This is a genomic window from Pseudomonas folii (assembly GCF_014357575.1).
Lineage (GTDB): Bacteria > Pseudomonadota > Gammaproteobacteria > Pseudomonadales > Pseudomonadaceae > Aquipseudomonas > Aquipseudomonas folii.
Window position 1 is genome coordinate 26,172 of the sequence record NZ_JACONW010000017.1, and the last position, 19,869, is coordinate 46,040.

The 19,869-nt window shown below is 57.2% G+C and carries 22 protein-coding genes; 21 read left to right on the forward strand and 1 reads right to left on the reverse strand.

Annotated elements, in window-relative coordinates:
- Positions 1-6: 6 nt before the first annotated feature.
- The 5 genes from tgt to H8S59_RS06100 all read left to right on the forward strand — a co-directional run bounded on the left by tgt (position 7) and on the right by H8S59_RS06100 (position 5,070).
- The gene (gene tgt / locus H8S59_RS06080; RefSeq protein ID WP_187520841.1) at positions 7-1,122 is read left to right on the forward strand and encodes a tRNA guanosine(34) transglycosylase Tgt; all 1,116 of its coding nucleotides are present in this window, start codon (positions 7-9) and stop codon (positions 1,120-1,122) included.
- Positions 1,123-1,173: 51 nt separating this feature from the next.
- A complete protein-coding gene (gene yajC, locus H8S59_RS06085; RefSeq protein WP_095094262.1) occupies positions 1,174-1,509 on the forward strand; it encodes a preprotein translocase subunit YajC in 336 nt (111 codons plus the stop codon).
- 63 nt (positions 1,510-1,572) lie between these two features.
- Entirely contained in the window at positions 1,573-3,441 is a 1,869-nt protein-coding gene (gene secD, locus H8S59_RS06090) for a protein translocase subunit SecD (RefSeq protein ID WP_187520828.1), read from the forward strand.
- 9 nt (positions 3,442-3,450) lie between these two features.
- A complete protein-coding gene (gene secF / locus H8S59_RS06095; RefSeq protein ID WP_095094266.1) occupies positions 3,451-4,362 on the forward strand; it encodes a protein translocase subunit SecF in 912 nt (303 codons plus the stop codon).
- A 165-nt stretch (positions 4,363-4,527) separates the two neighbouring features.
- Positions 4,528-5,070, forward strand: a complete 543-nt coding sequence (locus H8S59_RS06100) for a glycine zipper 2TM domain-containing protein (protein WP_027899883.1) — start codon at positions 4,528-4,530, stop codon at positions 5,068-5,070.
- 118 nt (positions 5,071-5,188) lie between these two features.
- Here H8S59_RS06100 and suhB read toward each other — a convergent pair whose 3' ends face one another.
- Positions 5,189-6,004 (reverse strand): type III secretion system regulator SuhB, encoded by an 816-nt coding sequence (gene suhB / locus H8S59_RS06105; protein ID WP_027899882.1) that lies wholly within the window; start codon positions 6,002-6,004, stop codon positions 5,189-5,191.
- A gap of 639 nt (positions 6,005-6,643) precedes the next feature.
- Between suhB and trmJ the strand changes: the two genes are divergently transcribed.
- From trmJ to hisS, 16 genes are all read left to right on the forward strand, one after another.
- The gene (gene trmJ / locus H8S59_RS06110; RefSeq protein ID WP_095094268.1) at positions 6,644-7,417 is read left to right on the forward strand and encodes a tRNA (cytosine(32)/uridine(32)-2'-O)-methyltransferase TrmJ; all 774 of its coding nucleotides are present in this window, start codon (positions 6,644-6,646) and stop codon (positions 7,415-7,417) included.
- Positions 7,417-8,193 carry a serine O-acetyltransferase gene (gene cysE / locus H8S59_RS06115; RefSeq protein ID WP_187520829.1) on the forward strand — a complete coding sequence of 259 codons (777 nt, stop codon included), beginning with the start codon at positions 7,417-7,419 and terminating at the stop codon, positions 8,191-8,193. Before trmJ ends, cysE begins: the two co-directional genes overlap by 1 nt.
- A gap of 157 nt (positions 8,194-8,350) precedes the next feature.
- Positions 8,351-8,842: a Fe-S cluster assembly transcriptional regulator IscR gene (gene iscR, locus H8S59_RS06120; RefSeq protein ID WP_027902650.1), complete on the forward strand. Its 492-nt coding sequence runs from the start codon at positions 8,351-8,353 to the stop codon at positions 8,840-8,842.
- Between the two features lie 44 nt (positions 8,843-8,886).
- On the forward strand, positions 8,887-10,101 hold the full coding sequence (locus H8S59_RS06125; RefSeq protein WP_187520830.1) for an IscS subfamily cysteine desulfurase: 1,215 nt from the start codon (positions 8,887-8,889) through the stop codon (positions 10,099-10,101).
- An 83-nt stretch (positions 10,102-10,184) separates the two neighbouring features.
- Positions 10,185-10,571, forward strand: coding sequence for a Fe-S cluster assembly scaffold IscU (gene iscU, locus H8S59_RS06130; RefSeq protein WP_002552476.1), 387 nt, complete (start codon positions 10,185-10,187; stop codon positions 10,569-10,571).
- 47 nt (positions 10,572-10,618) lie between these two features.
- On the forward strand, positions 10,619-10,942 hold the full coding sequence (gene iscA, locus H8S59_RS06135; protein WP_087264568.1) for an iron-sulfur cluster assembly protein IscA: 324 nt from the start codon (positions 10,619-10,621) through the stop codon (positions 10,940-10,942).
- Positions 10,943-10,950: 8 nt separating this feature from the next.
- A complete protein-coding gene (gene hscB / locus H8S59_RS06140) occupies positions 10,951-11,469 on the forward strand; it encodes a co-chaperone HscB (protein WP_095094270.1) in 519 nt (172 codons plus the stop codon).
- Between the two features lie 45 nt (positions 11,470-11,514).
- Positions 11,515-13,377: a Fe-S protein assembly chaperone HscA gene (gene hscA / locus H8S59_RS06145; RefSeq protein WP_187520831.1), complete on the forward strand. Its 1,863-nt coding sequence runs from the start codon at positions 11,515-11,517 to the stop codon at positions 13,375-13,377.
- Positions 13,378-13,380: 3 nt separating this feature from the next.
- Positions 13,381-13,722, forward strand: coding sequence for an ISC system 2Fe-2S type ferredoxin (gene fdx, locus H8S59_RS06150; RefSeq protein WP_095094274.1), 342 nt, complete (start codon positions 13,381-13,383; stop codon positions 13,720-13,722).
- 13 nt (positions 13,723-13,735) lie between these two features.
- Positions 13,736-13,936 carry a Fe-S cluster assembly protein IscX gene (iscX, locus tag H8S59_RS06155; protein WP_187520832.1) on the forward strand — a complete coding sequence of 67 codons (201 nt, stop codon included), beginning with the start codon at positions 13,736-13,738 and terminating at the stop codon, positions 13,934-13,936.
- A 90-nt stretch (positions 13,937-14,026) separates the two neighbouring features.
- On the forward strand, positions 14,027-14,452 hold the full coding sequence (ndk, locus tag H8S59_RS06160; protein ID WP_002552482.1) for a nucleoside-diphosphate kinase: 426 nt from the start codon (positions 14,027-14,029) through the stop codon (positions 14,450-14,452).
- Positions 14,453-14,482: 30 nt separating this feature from the next.
- A complete protein-coding gene (rlmN, locus tag H8S59_RS06165; protein WP_095094479.1) occupies positions 14,483-15,631 on the forward strand; it encodes a dual-specificity RNA methyltransferase RlmN in 1,149 nt (382 codons plus the stop codon).
- Between the two features lie 26 nt (positions 15,632-15,657).
- Positions 15,658-16,416, forward strand: a complete 759-nt coding sequence (gene pilW / locus H8S59_RS06170; RefSeq protein ID WP_095094278.1) for a type IV pilus biogenesis/stability protein PilW — start codon at positions 15,658-15,660, stop codon at positions 16,414-16,416.
- Positions 16,416-17,417 carry a RodZ domain-containing protein gene (locus H8S59_RS06175; RefSeq protein ID WP_187520833.1) on the forward strand — a complete coding sequence of 334 codons (1,002 nt, stop codon included), beginning with the start codon at positions 16,416-16,418 and terminating at the stop codon, positions 17,415-17,417. The genes pilW and H8S59_RS06175 overlap by 1 nt, the downstream gene beginning before the upstream one ends.
- A gap of 3 nt (positions 17,418-17,420) precedes the next feature.
- Positions 17,421-18,530 carry a flavodoxin-dependent (E)-4-hydroxy-3-methylbut-2-enyl-diphosphate synthase gene (gene ispG, locus H8S59_RS06180; RefSeq protein WP_095094284.1) on the forward strand — a complete coding sequence of 370 codons (1,110 nt, stop codon included), beginning with the start codon at positions 17,421-17,423 and terminating at the stop codon, positions 18,528-18,530.
- A gap of 22 nt (positions 18,531-18,552) precedes the next feature.
- The gene (hisS, locus tag H8S59_RS06185; RefSeq protein WP_187520834.1) at positions 18,553-19,842 is read left to right on the forward strand and encodes a histidine--tRNA ligase; all 1,290 of its coding nucleotides are present in this window, start codon (positions 18,553-18,555) and stop codon (positions 19,840-19,842) included.
- Positions 19,843-19,869: the final 27 nt, after the last annotated feature.

Sequence of the window (19,869 nt, forward strand, 5' to 3'; positions counted from 1 at the left end):
AGTCGTATGTCTTTCGAGTTGTTGGCCACTGACGGCAAGGCGCGTCGTGGTCGATTGACCTTCCCGCGGGGCGTGGTGGAAACCCCAGCGTTCATGCCGGTGGGCACTTACGGTACGGTCAAGGGCATGCTGCCGCGTGATATCGAGGCCACCGGTGCGCAGATCATTCTGGGCAACACGTTCCACTTGTGGCTGCGTCCGGGCACTGAGGTCATCAAGGCCCACGGCGACCTGCACGATTTCATGCAGTGGAAGGGCCCGATTCTGACCGACTCCGGCGGTTTTCAGGTGTTCAGCCTGGGCGCCATGCGCAAGATCAAGGAGGAGGGCGTGACCTTCGCCTCGCCTGTTGATGGCGCCAAGGTGTTCATGGGCCCGGAAGAGTCGATGCAGGTTCAGCGTGATCTGGGCTCTGACATCGTGATGATCTTCGACGAATGCACGCCTTATCCGGCTGACGAAGATGTCGCCCGTGTGTCCATGGAGCTGTCGCTGCGCTGGGCCAAGCGTTCGAAAGTCGCGCACGGTGAAAGTACGGCTGCGCTGTTCGGTATCGTTCAGGGCGGCATGCATGAAAGTCTGCGCAAACGCTCGCTGGAAGGCCTGGATCAGATCGGCTTTGATGGCCTGGCCATTGGCGGTCTGTCGGTGGGTGAACCCAAGCATGAAATGATCAAGGTGCTGGATTACCTGCCCGGCCTGATGCCCCCTGAAAAACCTCGTTACCTTATGGGGGTAGGCAAGCCTGAAGATCTGGTTGAGGGTGTGCGCCGCGGAATCGACATGTTCGATTGCGTGATGCCGACCCGCAATGCCCGCAACGGTCATTTGTTCATTGATACAGGTGTATTGAAGATCCGTAACGCGTTCCATCGTCATGATGATTCGCCGCTGGATTCGACCTGCGATTGCTACACCTGTCAGAACTTCTCGCGCGCTTATCTGCACCACCTGGACAAGTGCGGCGAAATGCTGGGAAGCATGCTTAATACGATCCACAATTTGCGGCATTACCAGCGCCTTATGGCTGGTTTGCGCGAGGCTATTCAACAAGGTACATTGGCCGCCTTTGTCGATGCCTTCTATGCCAAGCGCGGGATTCCAACGCCGCCGATGGACTGAGTCAAAACAAGTTTTTCTGCTTTCTACTTAATTATGCAACTGGAGTGCTAAATGAGCTTTTTCATCTCTCCCGCTTTCGCGGATGCTGCTGCACCTGCTGCCGGCCCTATGGGTGGCGGTTTTGAATGGATTTTCCTGGTCGGCTTTCTGGTCATCTTCTATCTGATGATCTGGCGTCCACAGGCCAAGCGCGCCAAAGAGCAGAAGAATCTGCTGAGCAACTTGCAGAAGGGCGACGAAGTGGTTACTACCGGCGGTATCGCTGGCAAGATCACTAAAGTGAGTGACGGCTACGTGGTTATCGAAGTTTCCGACACTGTTGAGCTGAAAATGCAGAAGGGCGCTATTGCTGCCACGCTGCCAAAGGGCACCCTGAAAGCGATTTAAGATTCAGACTTTTACCAATCGACGGGGCGCGCAAGGCGCCCCGCGTTATAAGCGGGCGGCGTGATGCTGAACAAATACCCTCTGTGGAAATACGTACTGATCCTGGCGGTGCTGGTGATCGGTTTTATTTATTCCGCACCCAATCTCTACCCTGACGATCCAGCGATCCAGATCAGCGGCGCAAGCACTGCGTTGCAGGTGGGTCAGGCTGATCTGGAGCGTGCGAGCAAAGCGCTTGTTGATTCCGGAATCGCGGTCAAGGCCTCTTCCCTGGCCGAGAATGGCAAAGGCGGTTTGTTGCGTCTGACCAAACAGGAAGACCAGCTGCCGGCCAAGGATGTTGTGCGCAAGGTGTTGGGTGATGACTATGTCGTCGCACTTAACCTGGCCCGGACTACTCCGACATGGTTGCGTAATGTAGGCGCAACCCCGATGAAGATGGGTCTGGACTTGTCCGGTGGTGTGCACTTCCTGTTGGAAGTTGACATGGACAAGGCGCTGGATGCGCGTCTGAAAGTTTATGAAGGCGAAGTCAAAAGCCTGCTGCGCAAGGAAAAAGTGCGTTATCGCAGCCTGCCGCAAGTGGGTGGCGCTATTCAACTGGGTTTCAGCGATGACGCTGCCCGTGAAGAAGCCCGCGTACTGGTTCGCAAGAATTTCACCGATTTTGAAATCACGCCGGCTGAGCTGAACGGGATTGCTGTTCTGCGTCTGGCGATGACTCCGGCGAAGATCAACGAGATCCGCGACTACTCCATCAAGCAGAACCTGACCACGGTGCGTAACCGGGTCAACGAGCTGGGTGTTGCCGAGCCTCTGGTTCAGCGTCAGGGTGCCAACCGCATCGTGGTCGAGTTGCCGGGCGTACAGGATACCGCTGAAGCCAAGCGTATTCTGGGCAAGACAGCCAATCTGGAATTCCGTCTGGGCGCAGGTCCGGATGACTCCAAAGCCACTACCGAAATGTTCGAGTTCCGTGAAGGCGGTCGTCCGGCAGCTCCGGTTGAGCGTGGTCTGATCATCACCGGTGATCAGGTGACTGACGCCAAGGCCAGCTTCGACGAGCATGGTCGTCCACAGGTGAACATCACTCTGGACGGTCACGGTGGCGATTTGATGAGCCGTGCAACCCGCAGCAATGTGGGTCGCAGCATGGCGGTGATCTTCATCGAGCAGAAGCCGACGACGACTTACACCAAGCAGATGGTCGACGGCGTCGAGAAAGACGTGCCGGTTCAGACCTTCAAGGAAGAGAAGAAAATCATCAGTCTGGCGACCATTCAGTCGCCGCTGGGTGCTCAGTTCCGGATTACCGGTCTGAACGGTCAGGGTGAGTCTTCCGAACTGGCGCTGTTGCTGCGTGCCGGTGGTCTGGCTGCGCCGATGTACTTCGCTGAAGAGCGCACCATTGGCCCGAGCCTGGGTGCTGACAACATCACCAAAGGTATCGATGCTTCCCTGTGGGGCATGCTGTTCGTGTCGCTGTTCATCATGGCGATCTATCGCTTCTTCGGCTTGATCGCGACAGTCGCTCTGGCGCTGAACATGGTCATGCTGCTGGCGTTGATGTCGCTGCTGAGTGCAACGCTGACCCTGCCTGGTATTGCCGGTATCGTCTTGACGATGGGTATGGCGGTGGACGCCAACGTGCTGATCTTCTCGCGGATACGCGAGGAAATCGCCAATGGCATGACTGTCCAGCGTGCGATTCATGAAGGTTTCGACCGCGCCTATACCGCGATCCTCGACGCCAACCTGACGACGTTGCTGGTCGGCGGCATTCTCTTCGCAATGGGCACGGGCCCGGTGAAGGGTTTTGCGGTGACCATGTCGCTCGGGATCTTTACCTCGATGTTCACGGCCATCATGGTGACCCGCGCAATGGTCAACCTGATCTATGGCGGGCGTGACTTCAAGAAGTTGTGGATTTAAGGGGCTGCCATGTTACGTACCATTAACTTCATGGGCGTTCGCAATATTGCGTTCGCCGTTACGATGCTCCTTACTGCTCTGGCGTTGTTCAGCTGGTTCCATAAGGGCCTCAACTATGGTCTGGACTTTACCGGCGGTACGCTGATCGAGCTGACTTACGAGCGTCCTGCCGATCTGGGCAAGGTTCGTGAAGAGCTGGTCAGCTCTGGTTATCACGATGCGGTGGTGCAGAGCTTCGGCGCCACTACCGATCTGCTGGTGCGTATGCCCGGTGAAGATCCGCAACTGGGTTCCCAGGTTGCCGATGCCCTGCGTAAAGCAGGCGGCGACAACCCGGCTACCGTGAAGCGTGTCGAGTTCGTGGGCCCGCAAGTGGGTGAAGAGCTGCGCGACCAGGGCGGTCTGGGCATGCTGCTGGCTCTGGGCGGTGTTTTGATCTACCTGGCGTTCCGCTTCCAGTGGAAGTTCGCGGTGGGCGCAATCATCTCCCTGATCCACGACGTTGTCGTGACCATGGGTATCCTGTCGTTCTTCCAGATCACCTTCGACCTGACAGTGTTGGCGGCCGTGCTGGCGATCATCGGTTACTCGCTGAACGACACCATCGTCGTATTCGACCGTGTGCGGGAAAACTTCCGTTTGCTGCGCAAGGCGTCGTTGATCGAGAACATCAACATCTCTACCACTCAGACGCTGCTGCGTACTGTCGCAACGTCCGTTTCGACCTTGCTGGCCATTGCTGCGCTGTGGGTATTTGGCGGTGACAACCTCGAAGGTTTCTCCATCGCGCTGTTCGTGGGTGTTGTGGCGGGTACTTACTCCTCCATCTACATCGCGAACGTGGTGCTGATCTGGCTGAACCTGACCACTGAGGACCTTATTCCTCCTGTGGTCGTCGATAAGGCTGACGATCTACCCTGATCGCAGCTCTATCCGGGTGTGATGCCAAAAGGGCATGAGTATTGAACTCATGCCCTTTTTTATGCTCCAAGGCTTGGGTTCGTGGATTGCCGAGGCTCATGCTGGAACGGTAACGACCCCAAGTACTGCGTAGGAAACTACGTTTGAGATGGTCAGGAGGTTCACGTGAACAAATCGTTGCTTGTTGGTGCTGTGCTGGGCGCTGCCGTTGTTACGGCTGGCGGTGCTGTTGCCACCTACAGCCTCGTTAAAAGCGGCCCGGAATATGCGGATGTACTGGCAGTCGAGCCGGTTAAACAGCAAATAAAAACGCCGCGTGAAGTTTGCAAAGATGTAACCGTAACCAAGCGTGCTCCGGTCAAGGATGAGCACCAGATTGTGGGTAGCGTGATCGGCGCCGTTGCAGGTGGCTTGCTGGGTAACCAGGTAGGCGGCGGCAATGGCAAGAAGATCGCCACCGTAGCAGGCGCTGTCGGCGGCGGATATGCCGGTAACAAGGTTCAGGAAGGTATGCAGAACCGCGACACTTACACCACCACCGAAACTCGCTGCAACACGGTCAATGACATCAGCGACAAGGTCGTGGGTTATGACGTGAAGTACAAGCTGAATGACAAGGTGGGTCAGGTGCGCATGGATCGTGATCCGGGCGGTCAGATTCCAGTCAACAAGGAAGGCCAGCTGATTCTGGGTCAAAACCAGCAATAAGCTTGAGCTTGCGTTGATCAGAAAAAGCACCTTCGGGTGCTTTTTCTTTTTCTGTGTGGCAGAAGGTGGCAGGCACAAAAAAACCGGCGCTTGGCCGGTTTTTTTAGGGGGCTGAATCTTAACGCTTCATCGTGGCCGGCAGGTGCGGTGCGATTGAGGTCAGAACAGCTTTGAAGCACTTGGTGTTACCGGCAACAATGTGGCCTTTTTCCAGGAAGTCGTGACCGCCTGTGAAGTCGCTGACCAGACCGCCTGCTTCCTGGATCAGCAGCGCGCCTGCAGCCATGTCCCACTCGGACAGGCCCGATTCCCAGAAGGCGTCGAAGCGACCGGCTGCTACATAAGCCAGGTCCAGGCTGGCAGCGCCTGCGCGACGGATGCCTGCGGTCTGGCCTACCAGGCTGCGGAACATGCCCAGGTAGTTTTCCAGGTTGTCCATCTGGTCGTCGCGGAACGGGAAGCCGGTGCCGAGCAGGGCGCCGTCAAGGCTGGTGCGCGGGCTGACGCGCATGCGGCGACCGTTGAGTTGCGCGCCGTTACCAGCGCTGGCGGTGAATTCTTCCTGGCGAACCGGGTCCAGAACCACTGCGTGAGCCAGACGGCCTTTATGTTTACAGGCAATGCTGACGGCGAAGTGCGGGATGCCGCGAACGAAGTTGGTCGTGCCGTCCAGCGGGTCGATGATCCACAGGTAGTCAGCGCCTTCGCCGCTGCCCTCATGCATGCCGGTTTCTTCGCCGAGGATGCCGTGAGTCGGGTAGGCCTTGCGCAGGGCGGTGATGATCAGTTGCTCGGCAGCGCGGTCAATTTCGCTGACGTAATCCTTCGCACCTTTTTCATCGACCTTGATGGTATCCAGGCGCTCGATGGAGCGGAAGATCAATTCGCTGGCGCTGCGGGCGGCGCGCAGCGCGATATTCAGCATGGGCTGCATGGACGTTTCACCTAGGTCGTTAAAGAAAGCCGAACATTGTATTGGCTGTGGCGGAACTTTTCCAGTGGTTAACTGGATGCCGATGTCGCAGGATCGGCTCCAACCTCGAAGAGGCTGGGACAGGCACTGGATCTTCATCTGCAGAAATACCGCCTTCCCGGCTAAAGCCGGTCCCACGAGATTGCGCGACTTGTGGGCGATTCCATGTTTGTCTGCAATCCCGCGTTTGATCTTGTAGGACCGGCTTTAGCCGGGAGGGCGTCGGAATGGTCGCTAAATTTTCTTCGCCAGATATACCCCCTCCCGGCTGAAGCCAGTCCTACGACCGTGGAGCTTGTGGGAGCCGAGCTTGCTGGCGATGAACAATAACGCGATCTCTCTACCATACCGCTGCGCCTGATTCATTCGGGCGGGTCGACTAACAAAGGAATGAGTGATGTCGTGGGACCGGCTTTAGCCGGGAAGAGGCCGGGACAGGCGCTGGATCTTCATCTGCAGAAATACCGCCTTCCCGTCTAAAGCCGGTCCCAGGAGATTACGCGACTTGTGGGCGTCTGTAGTCAGCCGCAACCGTTCATAGCGTTCATCCCGGCGGTTCTGTAAGATTTCACCCCCTCTACTTATCTGTGAGCACTCGCCTTGCTGCAAAACATTCGTGTTGTCCTGGTCGGTACCAGTCACCCCGGTAATATCGGTGGGGCTGCTCGTGCCATGAAAAACATGGGGCTTTCGCGCCTGGTGCTCGTTGATCCGCAGTTTTTCCCTCACCATGAGGCTGATGCCCGCGCTTCGGGTGCTGGCGATATCCTTGAGAAAGCCCAGGTCGTCGCAACCCTTGAAGACGCTTTAGTGGGATGCAATCTGGTCATGGGCACCAGCGCTCGCGACCGTCGCATTCCGTGGCCGCTGCTCGATCCGCGTGAGTCGGGCGTGATGGCGGCCGAGCAGGCAGGGCAGGGTGCGGAAGTGGCGTTGGTGTTCGGTCGTGAATACGCCGGCCTGACCAACGAGGAGTTGCAGCGATGTCATTACCACGTACATATCCCGTCCGATCCAGAGTTCAGCTCGCTGAATCTCGCCGCGGCGGTTCAGGTCCTCAGTTATGAGGTGCGCATGTCGTGGCTGGCTACCCAGGGCCAGCCTACCAAGGTCGAAAAAGTTGAGGTGACCTCGGTACGCAGCGCTGACCTGGCGACCATGGATGAGATGGAAGGCTTCTATGGCCATCTCGAAGCAACTCTGGTGGCTATCGGCTTTCTCGATCCGGAAAAACCTCGCCATTTGATGGCCCGGCTGCGTCGCCTGTATGGCCGTAGCGAGGTGAATCGCTCCGAGATCAGTATTTTGCGCGGCATCCTTACCGAAACCCAGAAGGCTGCACGTGGTGAACCGTACAAACGGAAGGAACAATGATGTTCGAGCGTCTGCGTGAAGATATTCAAAGTGTGTTTCATCGCGATCCTGCTGCCCGTAACTCGTTTGAGGTGCTGACCTGCTACCCCGGCATGCACGCCATCTGGCTGCATCGGCTGGCGCACATTCTGTGGACCAATGGCTGGAAGTGGCCTGCGCGGGTGGTTTCAAATTTCGGTCGCTGGATGACCGGGATCGAAATCCATCCCGGCGCCAAGGTCGGGCATCGTTTCTTTATCGATCACGGCATGGGGATTGTGATCGGTGAGACGGCTGAAATCGGCAATGACGTGACGCTCTATCAGGGCGTAACCCTTGGGGGCACCAGCTGGAATGCCGGCAAGCGCCATCCCACCCTGGAGGATGGTGTCGTGGTGGGCGCGGGTGCCAAGGTTCTTGGGCCGTTCACTGTTGGTGCTGGCGCCAAGATCGGTTCCAACGCGGTCGTGACCAAGGCTGTTCCCGCAGGTGCTACGGCGGTGGGGATTCCGGGGCGGATCATTATCAAGTCCAGTGATGACGTGGAAGCCAAGCGCAAGGCTATCGCCGAGAAGCTGGGTTTTGATGCTTACGGCGTCAGTGAGGACATGCCGGATCCGGTTGCGCGTGCGATTGGTCAATTGCTGGATCACTTGCAGGCGGTAGACGGTCGCCTGGAAGGGATGTGCGAGGCCCTTAAAGGGCTTGGCAGCGATTACTGCGCCAAGGAGCTGCCCGAGCTGCGTGACGAAGTGTTTGATTGCGTGAAGGACAAGAGCGAGAGCAAGGTCGGCTGATGGCGCTACACCCGGGGCGTGCCATGCGCCCCGGTGTTTGCTATGATGCGGCCGCGGTTTTGCGCTCAATCCCGACTGTTTTGCTAGGTCTTATAGTTGACTTAAATACTCGGGAATAGCATACTCGCTCTCATTCCGAACCTCTGCGGTATACGCCATGCGACTGACTACTAAAGGCCGATACGCTGTAACTGCCATGCTTGATCTGGCGTTACATGCGCAGAACGGGCCAGTGTCTCTGGCCGACATTTCCGAGCGTCAGGGCATTTCCCTGTCCTACCTTGAGCAACTGTTCGCCAAATTGCGCCGTGGCAATCTGGTCTCCAGCGTGCGTGGTCCCGGTGGTGGTTACCAGTTGTCTCGTGACATGCACGGCATCAAGGTTGCCCAGGTGGTCGATGCGGTCAACGAATCTGTAGATGCCACGCGTTGCCAGGGTTTGGGTGATTGCCACGCCGGCGATACCTGCCTGACTCACCATTTGTGGTGTGACCTCAGTGAGCAGATTCACGAATTTCTAAGCGGTATCAGTCTGGCCGACCTTGTCACTCGCCGTGAGGTACAAGAAGTTGCCCAGCGCCAGGATATGCGCCGTACCAGCGCCAAGACCCAGTACCTGGATAAGATTGAAACGTCCGCCGTTGAATGAGCGTAGATGAATCAGCGGTGCGCCTGCCTGATAGGAGAGATTCAATGAAGTTGCCGATTTACCTTGATTACTCCGCGACGACCCCGGTCGATCCGCGTGTCGCTCAGAAAATGATTGAGTGCCTGACCGCTGACGGAAACTTCGGTAACCCGGCATCGCGCTCCCACGTCTTCGGCTGGAAAGCTGAAGAGTCGGTCGAGAACGCCCGCCGCCAGGTCGCTGATCTGGTCAACGCCGATCCGCGCGAAATTGTCTGGACCTCCGGTGCTACCGAGTCCGATAACCTTGCCATCAAGGGCGTCGCGCATTTCTATGCCAGCAAGGGCAAGCACATCATCACCAACAAGATCGAGCACAAGGCTGTGCTCGACACCACGCGTCAGCTTGAGCGTGAAGGTTTTGAAGTCACCTACATCGAGCCGGGTGAAGATGGTTTGATCACGCCTTCGATGGTTGAATCCGCTCTGCGTGACGACACTATTCTGGTTTCGATCATGCACGTGAACAACGAGATCGGCACCATCAACGACATCGCTGCCATTGGCGAGCTGACCCGCTCCCGTGGCGTGCTGTTCCATGTCGATGCTGCGCAGTCCACCGGTAAGGTCGAGATCGATCTGGCCAGCCTCAAGGTTGACCTGATGTCGTTCTCCGCACACAAGACCTACGGTCCTAAAGGTATCGGCGCGCTGTACGTCAGCCGCAAGCCGCGTGTTCGCCTTGAAGCGGCCATGCACGGCGGTGGTCACGAACGTGGCATGCGTTCCGGTACTCTGGCGACGCATCAGATCGTCGGCATGGGTGAAGCATTCCGTATCGCCAAGGAAGAAATGGCCGCAGAAAACGTGCGAGTCAAAGCCTTGAGTGATCGCTTCTACAAGCAGGTCGAGCATCTCGAAGAGTTGTACGTCAACGGCAGCATGACTGCTCGGGTGCCGCACAACCTGAATCTGAGCTTCAACTACGTCGAAGGCGAGTCGCTGATCATGGCGCTCAAGGATCTGGCCGTTTCTTCCGGTTCCGCCTGTACTTCCGCGTCGCTTGAGCCGTCCTATGTGCTACGCGCCCTTGGTCGTAATGACGAACTGGCGCATAGCTCGATACGCTTCACCTTTGGTCGTTTCAGTACCGAAGAAGAAATGGACTACGCCGCGCAGAAAGTCTGCGAAGCGGTCACCAAGCTGCGTGCACTTTCGCCGCTATGGGACATGTACAAAGACGGCGTCGACATTTCCAAGATCGAGTGGGCGGCGCACTAATTAAAAGCCGCCTTACAGACAGGCCATGTTCCACCCGTTGTTACGTGGCTTGCAGAGCGGCTCCCTGATAGAGGAATAGCATCATGGCTTACAGCGAAAAGGTCATTGACCACTACGAAAATCCGCGCAACGTCGGCAAGATGAACGCGGAAGATCCAGATGTTGGCACCGGCATGGTCGGCGCTCCTGCTTGCGGCGACGTCATGCGTCTGCAAATCAAGGTCAACGAGCAGGGCGTCATCGAAGATGCCAAGTTCAAGACTTATGGTTGCGGTTCGGCTATCGCCTCCAGCTCTCTGGCTACCGAGTGGATGAAGGGCAAGACTCTGGACGAAGCAGAGACCATCAAGAACACTCAGCTGGCCGAAGAACTGGCTTTGCCTCCGGTGAAAATTCACTGTTCGGTACTCGCTGAAGACGCTATCAAGGCGGCTGTTCGCGATTACAAGCAGAAGAAAGGCCTGCTGTAATAGCAGCGTTTTCTAAAGAAGCTGGTGTGAAGTAATAAGGAGTTCCGATGGCTATCAGCATGACAGAAGCTGCCGCAAATCACGTACGACGCTCCCTTGACGGGCGTGGCAAAGGTGATGGCGTTCGTCTGGGTGTGCGCACCACAGGCTGTTCAGGTCTCGCCTATGTGCTTGAGTTCGTCGATGAGGCGCAAAGCGAAGACAGCGTGTTCGAACTGCACGGCGTCAAGGTGATCATTGACCCGAAAAGCCTGGTCTACCTCGATGGCACCGAGCTTGATTTCGTCAAGGAAGGGTTGAACGAAGGCTTCAAGTTCAACAATCCCAACTCGCGCGGTGAATGTGGCTGCGGCGAAAGCTTCAACGTCTGAGGCTTATTGTGGGTACTCCTTGTCATTTCGCTCTATTCGAGCTTCAGCCGAGCTTTCGCCTCGACCTCGATCAGTTGGCGACGCGCTACCGTGAGCTTGCTCGTGGGGTTCATCCCGACCGTTTTGCGGACGCCTCCGAGCGTGAGCAACGGTTGGCGCTTGAGCGCTCCGCCAGTCTTAACGACGCCTATCAGACACTCAAGAGTGCTCCGAAACGGGCGCGTTATCTGTTAGCGATGCGCGGCGAAGTGCCGCTTGAAGTCACCGTGCACGACCCCGACTTTCTCCTGCAACAGATGCAATGGCGCGAAGAGCTTGAGGATCTGCAGGATGAGGCCGATCTGGCCGGTGTCGCGGTTTTCAAGCGTCGCCTCAAGACTGCTCAGGACGAACTGAACGAAAGCTTCGCTGCCTGTTGGGATGATGCTGCGCAACGCGAACAGGCCGAACGCCTGATGCGGCGCATGCAGTTCCTCGACAAGCTCTCCTACGAAGTGCGCCAGCTTGAAGAGCGCCTCGACGATTAACTCCGTGCTGCTTCTGGCCGCACGCCTGTGAAATTCTGATAAAGCATGGCTCTACTGCAGATCGCCGAACCCGGTCAAAGTCCCCAACCTCATCAGCGTCGTCTGGCGGTGGGTATTGACCTGGGGACTACCAATTCGCTGGTCGCTGCACTGCGCAGTGGCCTTTCCGAACCGCTGGCCGACGCAGAAGGGCAAGTCATTCTGCCGTCTGCCGTGCGCTACCACGCCGATCGCGTTGAAGTGGGGCAGGCTGCCAAAGCTGCCGCTTCGACCGATCCGTTCAACACCGTACTGTCGGTCAAACGCTTGATGGGTCGTGGTCTGTCCGACGTCAAGCAATTGGGCGAGCAGTTGCCTTACCGCTTTGTTGGCGGTGAGTCGCACATGCCGTTCATCGAGACGGTTCAGGGGCCGAAAAGCCCGGTGGAAGTCTCTGCCGATATCCTCAAGGTTCTGCGCCAGCGTGCCGAGCAGGCGCTGGGTGGTGACCTGGTCGGGGCGGTGATCACTGTTCCGGCTTATTTCGATGACGCTCAGCGTCAGGCCACCAAAGATGCCGCCAAGTTGGCAGGTCTTAACGTGCTCCGCCTTCTCAATGAGCCAACTGCTGCGGCCGTGGCTTATGGCCTGGATCAGAGCGCTCAGGGCGTTGTTGCGATTTATGATCTGGGCGGCGGTACGTTCGACATCTCTATTCTGCGTCTCACTGGCGGCGTGTTCGAAGTCCTGGCAACCGGCGGCGACACCGCGCTGGGCGGCGATGACTTCGATCATGCGATTGCGGGCTGGATTGTCAGTGAGGCAGGTTTGTCTGCCGATATCGACCCTTCTGCTCAGCGCAGCTTGCTGCAAGCGGCTTGCAAGGCTAAAGAAGCGCTGACCAGCGAGGCTTCTGTCGACGTTGAGTACGGCGCCTGGAATGGCACGCTGACGCGGCAAGCTTTCGAAACCCTTATCGAGCCAATGGTCGCGCGCAGCCTCAAGTCCTGCCGTCGTGCCGTGCGTGATGCCGGTATTGAGCTGGACGAAGTGGAAGCGGTGGTCATGGTTGGCGGTTCTACGCGTGTCCCGCGCGTGCGGGGCGCTGTGGCTGAATTGTTCGGTCGCCAGCCATTGACGGATATCGACCCGGATCAAGTGGTCGCCATTGGTGCGGCGATCCAGGCGGATACCCTGGCTGGCAATAAGCGTGACGGTGGCGAGTTGCTGCTGCTCGACGTGATTCCACTCTCGTTGGGACTGGAAACCATGGGCGGCCTGATGGAGAAGGTGATTCCGCGCAACACCACGATCCCGGTCGCGCGTGCCCAAGAGTTCACCACCTACAAAGACGGCCAGTCGGCAATGATGATTCATGTGCTGCAAGGCGAGCGTGAGTTGATCAGTGACTGCCGCTCCCTGGCTCGTTTCGAGTTGCGCGGCATTCCGGCCATGGTGGCGGGTGCGGCCAAGATTCGCGTGACGTTCCAGGTGGATGCCGACGGTCTGCTCAGTGTCTCGGCCCGCGAGCTGGGTTCGGGTGTCGAGTCGAACATCCAGGTCAAGCCGTCCTACGGGCTGACCGACGGTGAAATTGCCCGGATGCTCACAGATTCTTTCGCCTACGCCAGCGACGACAAGGTTGCGCGCGTATTGCGCGAGCAGCAGGTTGATGCCCAGCGCCTCGTCGAGGCAGTGGAAGGTGCCCTGGAAGTCGACGGCGAGCGCTTGCTGGATGCTGAAGAGCGCATGGTGATCGACCTGCAGTTGCAGGAATTACGTGAATTGATGCAAGGCACCGATGGCCCCGCCATCGAGCAGCAGACCAAGCTTCTCTCGCAGGTGACCGATGCATTTGCAGCCCGCCGCATGAATATGACGGTAAAAGCCGCTCTGGCGGGGCGCAATCTGAATGATATTGAGGAATAACTGATGCCGCAGCTGATTTTTCTGCCCCATGCCGTGCTGTGTCCGGACGGGCTGGTTGTTGAGGTCGAGCCCGGCACGTCTATTCTCGAAATTGCTCACGAGCATCACATCGAGATTGAAAGTGCCTGTGGTGGTGTTTGTGCCTGCACCACATGCCACTGCGTCATTCGCGAGGGTTTTGCCTCGTTGAATGAAGCGGATGAGCTGGAAGAAGACATGCTGGACAAGGCCTGGGGGCTGGAACCTCAGTCTCGTCTGTCCTGTCAGGCGGTCGTCGGAAATGAAGACCTGACCGTTGAAATTCCGAAGTATTCGCTTAACCATGCGGCCGAAGCGCCGCACTGATCGAGAAGCTGTCATGAGTTACGGTTGGAATGACGTACAACGAATCGCTGAGGAACTGGCCGAGACTCATCCCGGCGTCGATCCTTACTCGGTGGGGTTCACCAAGCTGCAACTGATGATCAAGCAGTTGCCGGAATTCGACGACACCTCTGGCCGCGTCGGCGAGAAAGTGCTCGAAGCGGTTCAGACGCTTTGGGCCGACGAAATCGGCTGATCCAATTTGCACGTTAGGCAATAACCTCAAACCCGCGTATAATTCGCGGGTTTAATTTTTCGCTTTAATCATCGTTTCTGGAGTTACACCATGGCTGTTCAACGTACTTTCTCCATCATCAAGCCTGACGCCGTTGCTAAAAACGTAATCGGCGAGATCACCACTCGTTTTGAAAAAGCCGGTCTGCGCGTCGTTGCTTCGAAACTGAAGCAGCTGTCCAAGGCTGAAGCTGAAGGTTTCTACGCTGAGCACAGCGCTCGTGGCTTCTTCGGCGACCTGGTTGCGTTCATGATCTCCGGTCCTGTTGTTGTTCAGGTTCTGGAAGGCGAAAACGCCATCGCTCTGAACCGTGAGCTGATGGGCGCTACCAACCCTAAAGAAGCTGCTGCCGGCACTATCCGTGCTGACTTCGCTGATTCCATCGACGCCAACGCTGTTCACGGCTCCGATTCCGAAGCAGCCGCTGCTCGCGAAATCTCGTACTTCTTCGCAGCTACAGAGGTAACCGCTCGCTAAGTCCTGGACTAACGAGTGAAGGGTGAATTCATGATTGCAACGACTGGCAAAACAAACCTGTTGGGTCTGACCCAGCTGGAAATGGAAAAATTCTTCGATTCCATCGGGGAGAAGCGCTTCCGTGCCGGTCAGGTCATGAAGTGGATTCACCACTTTGGCGTCGATGATTTCGACGCCATGACAAACGTCAGCAAAGCCTTGCGTGAAAAGCTCAAGGCTTGTGCTGAAGTTCGTGGTCCTGAAGTCGTCAGCGAGGACATCTCCACCGATGGCACCCGTAAGTGGGTGGTGCGTGTGGCGTCCGGCAGCTGCGTCGAGACCGTTTATATCCCCCAGGGCAAGCGCGGCACATTGTGTGTTTCGTCCCAGGCGGGCTGTGCGCTGGATTGCAGTTTCTGCTCTACCGGCAAACAAGGCTTCAACAGCAACCTCACCGCCGCCGAAGTGATCGGTCAGGTGTGGATTGCCAACAAATCCTTTGGCAGCGTCCCGGCTACCGTCGACCGTGCCATCACCAACGTGGTGATGATGGGCATGGGTGAGCCGCTGCTGAACTTCGATAATGTCATTGCCGCCATGCATCTGATGATGGATGACCTGGGGTATGGCATTTCCAAACGTCGGGTGACTTTGTCCACCTCCGGCGTGGTACCGATGATCGACGTGCTGGCTGAGCACATTGATGTCTCGCTGGCGTTGTCGCTGCACGCGCCAAACGATGCGCTGCGCAATCAACTGGTACCGATCAACAAGAAATACCCGCTGAAAATGCTGCTTGAATCCTGCCGTCGCTACATGGCGACTCTGGGTGAGAAGCGCGTATTGACTATTGAGTACACGTTACTCAAGGACGTCAATGATCAGGTCGAACATGCTATTGAAATGATCGAGCTGCTCAAGGATACGCCTTGCAAGATCAACCTGATTCCGTTCAACCCGTTCCCGCATTCTGGTTACGAGCGTCCGAGCAACAACGCGATTCGTCGCTTCCAGGACCAACTCCATCAGGCTGGATATAACGTCACGGTGCGTACCACCCGTGGGGAAGATATCGATGCAGCCTGTGGTCAACTGGTGGGGCAGGTCATGGACCGTACTCGCCGCAGCGAGCGTTACATTGCTGTACGCGAATTGAGTAGCGAGGCGAGTGTGGCTCAAAGCGCCGCGACTCGAACCTGATCGCGAACCTGGCCGAGAGAACCTTAATGTCCGTGCGTGCCGCCCTGCTGCTCTGCTTTATGATCGCGCTGGCTGGGTGTGTGACGTCGGGCAATGTCGATCCCATGAGCACCAGCAAAGGTCGTGACGCCGCGCGCGAGGCCTATGTGCAGTTGGGGATTGGCTATTTGCAGCAGGGGCAGACCGAACGTGCCAAGGTTCCGCTGAAGAAGGCGCTTGAGCTGGACGGTTCCGACGCTGATGCCAACGCAGCACTCGCGTTGGTGTTCCAGGTCGAGATGGAACCGGAGCTGGCCGACCAGCACTTTCAAAAGGCCCTGTCTTCTCGTCGAGGAGACGCGCGCATCCTCAATAACTACGGCAGCTTTCTTTACGAGCAAAAACGCTACAAGGAAGCTTATGAGCGTTTTGAACAGGCCGCCGCCGATAACCTTTATCCTGAGCGCTCGCGGGTTTTCGAGAATCTTGGCATGACTGCGGTGATGCTCGGTGATCGCGAAGCGGCGACGGCGCATTTCACCAAAGCCCTGCGCATGGACCGTATGTTGCCACGCGCATTGCTGGAAATGGCTGAGTTGTCTTACGAAGACAGGCATTATGTGCCCTCGCGTGATTATTACGACCGTTTTAGCCAGCTCAGCGAGCAAAATGCACGTAGTCTATTGCTCGGTACGCGATTGGCAAAAATCTACGATGATCGCAACAAGGCAGCCAGTTTTGGCCTGCAACTCAAAAGACTCTATCCCGGTACGCCGGAATATCAGCAATACCTGTCGGAGCAATGATGAAAGCGGTGCAACCCGAAGTCGTAGCAGCCACTCGCGTCAATCCTGGCGAAACCTTGCGTCAGGCTCGCGAGAATAAAAACTGGTCGCTGCCAGACGTCGCCCAGAGGCTCAATCTCACCGTCACTTCGCTGAGTAACCTCGAGGCTGGCCACTTTGACAAGCTGCCGGGTCATACTTTCGCCCGCGGCTATGTTCGTGCGTACGCCAAAGTCCTGGATCTTGACCAGACTGCACTGGTGACACAATTCGACCAGTACACCGGCACAGACAGCGCAGGCAGCTCGGTGCATGCGTTGGGTCGTATCGAAGAGCCGGTACGCCTGTCGCACAATATTCTGCGAATCGTCAGTCTGCTGTTGCTGGTTGTTCTGGTCGGCGGCGGTTTCTTCTGGTGGCAGGATCAGACGTCCTTGCGTGGCAAGGATTCAGGGCTGAGCCTTGAGCACGTTGAAGTCGAGAGCGCCGATGGCACCACCCAGATTCATCCGCTGGACGAGCCTGAAGATCAGGCCGTCGCCGAAGCGCAAACCTCAGACTCGGCGCCGCTTGCGTTGAATCCAGCAAATCCTGCGAATCCAGCCACCCCGGCTACACAGGTGCCTGCTCAGACCGCGACTGCTCCGTCGTCGACCACCCCGCCTGCCAGCTCAACGGCGACTGCGCCGACGAACAGTGCACCTGCAACTGCCCCGTCAGCTTCCGCTGTTGCGCCTGCGCAATCTGCACCTGCCGCTGCACCTGAGGCAGCTGTTGCCGGTGCGGGTCAGGTGAGCATCTCGTTTACTGCCGATTGCTGGACGCAGGTTACTGACAGCACCGGTAAAGTTTTGTACATGGGCATCAAACACAAAGGCGATAGCCTGGATGTGAGTGGCAAGCCGCCGCTCAATGTCCGTCTGGGTGCTGCAGCCGGTGCTCAGGTCAGCTACAACGGCATGCCTGTCGATGTAGCTCCGTTCACCAGCGGCGCTACCGCTCGCCTGAAACTGGGGCAATAACTCATGCACGGTGAATCTCCGATCAAGCGTCGCGAATCCAGAAAAATCTGGGTGGGCTCGGTTCCGGTAGGGGGCGATGCTCCCATCGCGGTACAGAGCATGACCAACAGCGATACCAATGATGTCGCGGCTACCGTTGCGCAAATCAACCGGCTTGAAGCTGCCGGTGTGGATATCGTTCGGGTTTCCGTCCCGGACATGGACGCGGCAGAAGCTTTTGGCCGTATCAAACAGTTGGTGAAAGTGCCGCTGGTTGCCGACATCCACTTTGATTACCGGATTGCCTTGCGCGTTGCTGAGCTGGGTGTCGATTGCCTGCGTATCAACCCGGGCAATATCGGCCGTGAAGATCGGGTAAGGGCTGTGGTCGATGCTGCCCGTGATCGCGGTATTCCTATCCGTATCGGCGTTAACGCCGGTTCGCTGGAAAAAGACCTGCAAAAGAAATACGGCGAGCCCACGCCAGCGGCGCTTGTAGAGTCAGCGCTGCGCCACGTTGAACACCTGGAACGCCTGAACTTCAAGGACTTCAAGGTCAGTGTGAAAGCTTCCGATGTGTTCATGGCCGTCGAAGCTTACCGCTTGCTGGCCAGGGAAATTGTCCAGCCGCTCCACCTGGGTATTACCGAAGCAGGCGGATTGCGTTCAGGCACAGTGAAATCGGCCGTTGGCCTAGGTATGCTGCTCGCCGAAGGAATTGGGGATACTATCCGCATCTCGCTGGCGGCTGATCCGGTCGAAGAGGTGAAAGTCGGCTACGACATCCTTAAATCGCTGCGCCTTCGTTCTCGTGGGATCAACTTCATTGCCTGCCCGAGTTGCTCGCGGCAGAACTTCGATGTGGTCAAGACCATGAATGAACTGGAAGGGCGGCTTGAGGATTTGCTGGTGCCGCTGGATGTTGCGGTCATCGGTTGCGTGGTAAACGGACCGGGTGAAGCCAAAGAGGCGCATGTAGGCCTGACCGGTGGCACGCCAAATCTGATTTACATCGATGGCAAGCCAGCCCAGAAGCTGACCAATGACAATCTGGTGGATGAGCTGGAACGCTTGATTCGCCAGAAAGCGGCCGAAAAGGTCGAAGCTGACGCAGCCCTTATCGCGCGCGGCTAACCAGAATTGCTAAGGATTTTTTGTGAGTAAGTCTCTGCAAGCCATTCGTGGCATGAACGACATCCTGCCCGATCAGACCCCACTGTGGCGTCATTTCGAAGGCACTGTCTCGCGTTTGCTGGATAACTACGGTTACCGGCAGATTCGCATGCCTATCGTGGAATTCACCGATCTGTTCAAGCGTTCCATCGGTGAAGTAACCGATATCGTCGAAAAAGAGATGTATACCTTTGCTGATCGCAACGGTGACTCCCTGACCCTGCGTCCTGAAGGCACTGCAGCCTGCGTGCGCGCAGTGCTTGAACACGGCATTACCGGTGGCGGTCAGGTTCAGAAATTGTGGTACATCGGCCCGATGTTCCGCCATGAGCGCCCGCAGAAAGGCCGTTATCGTCAGTTTCACCAGATCGGCGTCGAGGTCTTCAATCTGGACGGTCCGGACATCGACGCAGAACTGATCGTGCTGACCTGGCGTCTGTGGGGCCTCCTGGGCATTCGCGACGCGGTGAAGCTCGAACTCAACAGCCTGGGCACCAGTGAAGCGCGTGCGCGCTATCGCGATGCGCTGGTGGAGTTCCTTTCGTCACGCCTCAGCGAGCTGGACGAAGACAGCCAGCGTCGCCTGAAAACCAACCCGCTGCGGGTACTGGATACCAAGAACGCCGACACTCAGGCGCTGCTGGTTGATGCGCCTAAGCTGGCGGACTATCTGGACGACGAGTCTCGCACTCACTTCGAAGGCCTGAAGGCGCGTCTGGATGCTGCGGGCATTCCGTATGTGATCAATCCCAAGCTGGTTCGTGGCCTGGATTACTACAGCAAAACCGTTTTCGAGTGGGTGACCGATCAACTGGGCGCTCAAGGTACAGTCTGCGCGGGTGGCCGTTACGACGGTCTGGTCGAGCAAATGGGCGGCAAGCCTACCAGTGGCGTTGGATTTGCCATGGGTATCGAGCGTCTGGTTTTGTTGCTTGAAACACTCGAGCAGGTTCCAGAAGAAATTTCCCGTCAGGTTGACGTGTACCTGTGTGCCTTCGGCGAAGCTGCCGAACTGGCTGCACTGGCACTGACCGAGCGTGTCCGTGACGAGTTGCCAAACCTGCGCTTGCAGGTGAATGCCGGAGCTGGCAGTTTCAAAAGCCAGTTCAAGAAAGCCGACAAGAGTGGTGCATTGTTTGCGTTGATCCTTGGGGAAGAGGAGCTGGCGCAGCAGATCATCGGTGTCAAACCCCTGCGTGGTCAGGGTGAACAACAAAATATTGCCTGGGATGCTCTGTCCGAGCACCTGGCCTCCTGCGTTGTGCAGGGTTGAAGCTGATTTACAGCCGATTTAGCGAAT

What these genes read in the sequence shown, in the direction of transcription:
- H8S59_RS06125 (WP_187520830.1), top strand. Translation starts at nt 8,887, where the DNA reads ATGAAGTTGCCGATTTACCTTGATTACTCCGCGACGACCCCGGTCGAT.
- secF (WP_095094266.1), top strand. Translation starts at nt 3,451, where the DNA reads ATGTTACGTACCATTAACTTCATGGGCGTTCGCAATATTGCGTTCGCC.
- ispG (WP_095094284.1), top strand. Translation starts at nt 17,421, where the DNA reads ATGCACGGTGAATCTCCGATCAAGCGTCGCGAATCCAGAAAAATCTGG.
- hscA (WP_187520831.1), top strand. Translation starts at nt 11,515, where the DNA reads ATGGCTCTACTGCAGATCGCCGAACCCGGTCAAAGTCCCCAACCTCAT.
- H8S59_RS06175 (WP_187520833.1), top strand. Translation starts at nt 16,416, where the DNA reads ATGAAAGCGGTGCAACCCGAAGTCGTAGCAGCCACTCGCGTCAATCCT.
- iscX (WP_187520832.1), top strand. Translation starts at nt 13,736, where the DNA reads ATGAGTTACGGTTGGAATGACGTACAACGAATCGCTGAGGAACTGGCC.
- rlmN (WP_095094479.1), top strand. Translation starts at nt 14,483, where the DNA reads ATGATTGCAACGACTGGCAAAACAAACCTGTTGGGTCTGACCCAGCTG.
- cysE (WP_187520829.1), top strand. Translation starts at nt 7,417, where the DNA reads ATGTTCGAGCGTCTGCGTGAAGATATTCAAAGTGTGTTTCATCGCGAT.
- suhB (WP_027899882.1), bottom strand. Translation starts at nt 6,004, where the DNA reads ATGCAGCCCATGCTGAATATCGCGCTGCGCGCCGCCCGCAGCGCCAGC.
- secD (WP_187520828.1), top strand. Translation starts at nt 1,573, where the DNA reads ATGCTGAACAAATACCCTCTGTGGAAATACGTACTGATCCTGGCGGTG.
- iscA (WP_087264568.1), top strand. Translation starts at nt 10,619, where the DNA reads ATGGCTATCAGCATGACAGAAGCTGCCGCAAATCACGTACGACGCTCC.
- yajC (WP_095094262.1), top strand. Translation starts at nt 1,174, where the DNA reads ATGAGCTTTTTCATCTCTCCCGCTTTCGCGGATGCTGCTGCACCTGCT.
- pilW (WP_095094278.1), top strand. Translation starts at nt 15,658, where the DNA reads ATGTCCGTGCGTGCCGCCCTGCTGCTCTGCTTTATGATCGCGCTGGCT.
- tgt (WP_187520841.1), top strand. Translation starts at nt 7, where the DNA reads ATGTCTTTCGAGTTGTTGGCCACTGACGGCAAGGCGCGTCGTGGTCGA.
- iscU (WP_002552476.1), top strand. Translation starts at nt 10,185, where the DNA reads ATGGCTTACAGCGAAAAGGTCATTGACCACTACGAAAATCCGCGCAAC.
- iscR (WP_027902650.1), top strand. Translation starts at nt 8,351, where the DNA reads ATGCGACTGACTACTAAAGGCCGATACGCTGTAACTGCCATGCTTGAT.
- fdx (WP_095094274.1), top strand. Translation starts at nt 13,381, where the DNA reads ATGCCGCAGCTGATTTTTCTGCCCCATGCCGTGCTGTGTCCGGACGGG.
- ndk (WP_002552482.1), top strand. Translation starts at nt 14,027, where the DNA reads ATGGCTGTTCAACGTACTTTCTCCATCATCAAGCCTGACGCCGTTGCT.